Origin of the sequence: Mesorhizobium sp. M7A.F.Ca.CA.001.08.2.1 (assembly GCF_003998455.1) — a bacterium.
GTDB classification, from domain to species: Bacteria; Pseudomonadota; Alphaproteobacteria; order Rhizobiales; family Rhizobiaceae; genus Mesorhizobium; species Mesorhizobium ciceri.
This window is the reverse complement of record NZ_RZPW01000675.1, coordinates 1-3,412: the sequence shown is the minus strand read 5'-3', so window position 1 is coordinate 3,412 and position 3,412 is coordinate 1. Positions and strand designations below refer to the sequence as shown.

Sequence of the window (3,412 nt, the reverse complement as noted above, 5' to 3'; positions counted from 1 at the left end):
AGTTGAAAAAGGACAAACGCCCCGGGCCGATATGGCTGCCACACAAAGAAGCCGACAGTCGAACCAGAGCGACCGACAAGGGGGTAGGACGCCTCTTCAGAGCTAAGCATGTTTGACCAGGAGAAGTGTGCGTCGTCGAGGAGATAGTCTTGGCGCAAGGAGGCAAGCAGACTGCCGTCCAGATAGCGAACGGCAACGTGTAGGAATTCCTGACCTGGTACTTGTGCAATGTGGCCGCTGTCGGAAACGACTGGCTTGATGCTGACAATGGCAGGATGGCCGGAGATGACGACCATGTCGGAAGCACCTATCGTGAGCACCTGCTCGGTGACGCCGTCGGTGTCCCCCTGTTTCAGCCTCGCCCTGAGGTTCTCCACGAGAGGCGCAGTGGTCGGGCGTATGGATTGATAGCTCGCCGGCTCCACCGCCGATCCATCGGCGAATGCGTAGACTGGCGCGTCCTTCGGATCGAGAATGTAGACCTCATCGTGGCCGAAATACGTGTGCATCCAGGTGCCGAGATTGGTGTCGACCCATTTGGCATCCTGGCTCCGCAGGGCGCTGACCGCGTCGTCCCAGACGGTGACGCTCTCCTGATCGTGGGCTATTCCGCTCTCCAGCTTGGATATGATCAAGGCGACCAAGCTTTTCTGCCGCGACACGGCAACACCATCGGACTGGGTCGCCGACCACAGCAAAAGGCCTGTGGTGAGGGTCGCAACAAGCAGCGTCACGACAATGATGGGCAAAGCCGTTCGCTTGAAAAAAAGGCGACGTGTTGGTTCGCCGAAATGCCGGAGCAGCGTCATGAGGCTGCTTTACGCTAAGAAAACTGCTGGACCGTTAAAGGCGCGGCATCAGGCAAGCTGCACGTTTGAAAAGGCCAGTTCGATAGCCCGGCGTTGAACTGCCAAGGAACAAATTCGCCGCGCGCGCGTTCGAGAGCGGCCTTTGCGGGGACTGAACACGAATGCTACTCGCTTTGGGGAACGCGCTCTCGACGACGGTTATGGCCGGCAGAAGTGGGGGTGCGGAAATTTTCGGCGTGGTCGATCTCAGCACTAAAGCCGAGGTAAGGATCAACGCGATGAATTTGGGAATGGCAATTCAGTTCGTGGCCAATGCCTCGGTGCTCGGTTACGATGTCCGTTCGGCGATGGTCTTCTACGGCGAACCGGGAACGCCAAGCCTCAGGGCAAATGACTGCGATCGATTGTGGGCGCAATTTGGTGCCGCGCTCCTTCGCCCATAACGCCGGACGCTTTTGGCTATCTTCAGCTGTCTGGAGCTAACAGCCCATGCCGCGCCACCGGACCGTCGGATCATGAGATCTGAGAGACCTGACGAGAAATTTGCTTTCGGTCACTTCACCGGCACGCAGAGCCGGTCGGGCACTTTGGGGACAAGGGTGGGCGGTGGGTTTGCCGATGCAAGTGCAGTGTGCTCGAGCCAATTCGCGACTGGGCGCCGGTTGAACCGCTCGGCCTGCCTGCCTTACCGCGCGAGGCATGACCTTACCCCACGGCCAACCATTTGCGCGATTGGGCAAACGCCGTGAAGGCCTTGGCGTCCATTGGGCGGCCAAAAACATAGCCCTGCAGAATATCGCAACCAAGCTCCTTCAGGATGCGCGCGTGATCATTCGTCTCGACACCCTCGGCAATGACTTCGATGCCGAGCGATTTGCCGATCTCAATGATCGACGAGACCAGCTGACGCTGCGGGATCGACTGGGTGACGGGCGTGATCAGTTGGCGGTCGATCTTGAGCCGGCGCGGCTGCAGCTTGAGCAGGGACACGATCGAGGCATGGCCGGTGCCGAAGTCATCGATTTCGATGTCGATGCCGAGTTCCTTAATGTGCTCCAGGTTCCAGGTGACCAGGTCGTCATTCTCATCGAGGAAGATGGACTCAACCAGCTCAAACGACACCGTGCCCTTCCTGATGGCAAGCTTGCGCAAGCCATCGATCAGATCCTTGTCCTCCAACCGCTTGGCGGAGACATTGACCGAGACGTGCGGGATCTTGAGACCGCTGTTCGACCATTGGTCGAAACTCTCAAGCGCCTGTTCCAGGACAGCGCGATCGATGATTGCCACGACGTTGAGTTCTTCGGCCACTTTGAGATAGCTTTGTGGGGCTAGGATGCCGCGTTCGGGATGCTTCCAACGCGACAACGCCTCGACCCCGACGATCTCAAGTGTCCTGGCGTCGAACTGCGGCTGATAGTATGTTGTGAATTCGGCGCGCTCCAACCCGCCCAGGATTTCGTCGGCAATTTGCTTGGTCCGCACGATCTCGCTTTGCAGCTCTTCGTCAAAGAATTCGTGTCGGTTGCGACCGCTTCCTTTCGCCCGGTAAAGAGCGAGGTCGGCGTTGACGAGCAGTTGCTTGGCGTCGGTTCCGGCGGCAATTCCGATGCTCACCCCGAACCGGCACGGGTTGCCCTGAAAATCGACCGGTCGGCGCATCTGCGTGATGATGCGGTCGCCGAGCGCGGAAAGTTGCTTGTCATCACGTCCATGGCTCACCACGACGAACTCGTCACCGCCGATGCGTGCAACAAAATCACCGGGACCCGTGTTGACCTTGATGACCTTGGAGGCGTGCACCAGCATGGCGTCACCGGCTGCGTGGCCGAGTGTATCGTTGATCTGCTTGAAGCGGTCGAGGTCCAGATGCAGCAGCGCTGTGCGGGTCCCCGTTACGCTTTTTTCGGCAAGCAACTCATCGAGATAGCGGCGGTTGGGCAGGCCGGTCAGCGGGTCGTGCAGCGCAACATGCTCTACATGCGCCTTTGCGACCTTGAGTTCGGCATTTTTCGATTCCGACAGCTGGCGCTCTCGAATGAGCGTCTCATTGAGCAGCACGTCGCTGGTGACGTCCCACTCGGCGCCGATCATCTTCGGCGTGCCGCCGATGTCCTGGAAGAAGGCTGCGCGCGTGCGCACGTGGCGCGTGGTACCGTCCGCTAGCAGGACTCGGTATTGCGAAGAATACGGTCCCTCCCTCTCGGCGGCCGCGTCGAACTCCTGGCGCGCCCTGTCGAAATCTTCGGGATGAATGGCCATCGCCCAGTCTTCATAACCGCGCGGTTTGCCATCGGCTGGCTTGCCGTAGATCTGGTTGACGCGGTCGTCCCATAGCAGTTCTTTTGTGGCCAGGTCGTGCTCCCACACGCCAATTCCAGAAGCTTCCAGGGCCAACTCAAGGCGGCCAGACAGACGTCTGAGCTCGGCATAGTTTTTCTGTCGTTCGCCGAACAGTCGCCCGGCCACCAGGATCGGCAGCACCACCAGCGCGCCGGCAAAGGCTATGAGCCCCCGCAACATCCACGCATTGTTCGGAATGGCCGGCCAGCCTCCCTTCGGTATAGCCGAAATCAGCCAGGAGCCCGAAGGCAGTTGCACAT

At 59.5% G+C, this 3,412-nt stretch carries 3 protein-coding genes; 1 reads left to right on the top strand and 2 read right to left on the bottom strand.

The genetic code is table 11. The features are described 5' to 3' along the window. Nucleotides 1-809, bottom strand: an 809-nt coding sequence (locus EN914_RS28830; protein WP_281034676.1) for a CHASE4 domain-containing protein, incomplete at its 3' end; no start/stop codon positions are given. A gap of 236 nt (nt 810-1,045) precedes the next feature. On the opposite strand from EN914_RS28830, the gene EN914_RS28825 reads away from it, so the two are divergent. Beyond that, complete coding sequence (locus EN914_RS28825) at nt 1,046-1,252, top strand: hypothetical protein (protein WP_245265372.1); 207 nt, start codon at nt 1,046-1,048, stop codon at nt 1,250-1,252. Between the two features lie 262 nt (nt 1,253-1,514). Here the strand turns inward: EN914_RS28825 and EN914_RS28820 are convergent. Then, a partial coding sequence (locus EN914_RS28820) for a bifunctional diguanylate cyclase/phosphodiesterase (protein WP_127389428.1) occupies nt 1,515-3,412 on the bottom strand: 1,898 nt, incomplete at its 5' end.